Origin of the sequence: Polynucleobacter sp. (genome assembly GCF_040400325.1) — a bacterium.
GTDB lineage: Bacteria > Pseudomonadota > Gammaproteobacteria > Burkholderiales > Burkholderiaceae > Polynucleobacter.
On sequence record NZ_JBBAQK010000049.1, the window covers coordinates 1 to 1,324 of the forward strand.

Below are 1,324 nucleotides of genomic sequence, written 5' to 3' on the forward strand. Positions count from 1 at the left end.
GGTTTGACTCTAATGTGAAGGGTTTGTCAGCGGCCAACTTTGGTTTGGATCAAGGTGGCGAAGTCGCGCAAGTATCACAGGTTTCCATTAAATGCCCTGATGCGTATTCTTATCGGGAGACAAGTTCTTACCTAGAGTTCTATACAAATGGGGCTATTACTGAAACACTTGGCATCTCAAAAGATATTGCACCTATAACAACTGCAAATGCAATTTCTATAGTTGGTAATGTCATGTATCGAGGAACAGGCGCTTCTACGGAACAAATTGGAGTTATCGATAGTTTTTATGACGGAAGTACTGGGAAGTCTTTGAGAATAAATTATTTACAGACTTTTAGAAATAGTAATTTTGATGGTTCGGTAGGTGCAACATCTGTTGACGGATGGACAATTTTGAACCAACGTATAAAGCTTGATGGTACCAATATACTCGGTGGCTTTGCAACACCTGCAGACCCAACTTCAGCAACTATTGGAGGAGGATACGAAACGCCATTTTTTTCCTTCAGCTCGTTTACGACCCAATTATCTGCAACTACTCCTTCAGGATCTGGCACTTCAATATTAATGGATTCGAATTTAGGTGGTGTGGCAAATACACCAAGTGGTATCGGCGGGGTACTGCACGGACCAGCAATAATAAGTAACACTTCAGTTAGCTTTAATGTTGGAGATTCAGTTAGTTTTAAATGGCAAGCAGTAGGCGGAGCAGATGCATACGATGTCTTTGCATATTTATTAAATATTGATTCGGGGCAAACTGAAATAATGCTGAATCAGACTGGAGCAAATGCTTCTATTTCAACAGGTTGGGTCACTGCAACACACAACATAGCTGTTGCTGGAAAATATAAGTTTGTATTTGTATCTGGTTCATGGGATGCGACAGCAGGGCAGGCTGCCGGAGCCAGATTATTCGTTGATGATCTGTCTATAAATTCTTCTGTGCCTCTATCATTTGGCAATCAAGATTTGTCTCTTATTAAAAATAAAGTTTCATATACAAGTACCGCTACTTCCGATAACGCATCAATTTCAATTAATGGTATTTCGGTTACTTCTGCAGCAGCACCAAGAAATGCCACATCTATTGCCGCTAATCTGGAAACAGCTATCAATGCCAAGATTAGTAGTGGTGAGATAAAAAATATTTCCGTCCAAAGAAATGCCGGCATATTGACGATTCAGTCTACAGTTGCTGGTACACCATTTAATCTGTCCGGTGCATCTACCAACTATGTCGATAATTTAATAAATATCAGCGAAATAACCTCAAATAGCTTAGGTCAAACTTTAGTTAAAGGCATCAACAATGCAACAGC

At 40.0% G+C, this 1,324-nt stretch carries 1 protein-coding gene; it reads left to right on the top strand.

The window, feature by feature from the left end; genetic code table 11:
* Positions 1-1,324, top strand: a 1,324-nt coding sequence (locus ABWP14_RS11465) for a hypothetical protein (RefSeq protein WP_353203103.1), incomplete at both ends; no start/stop codon positions are given.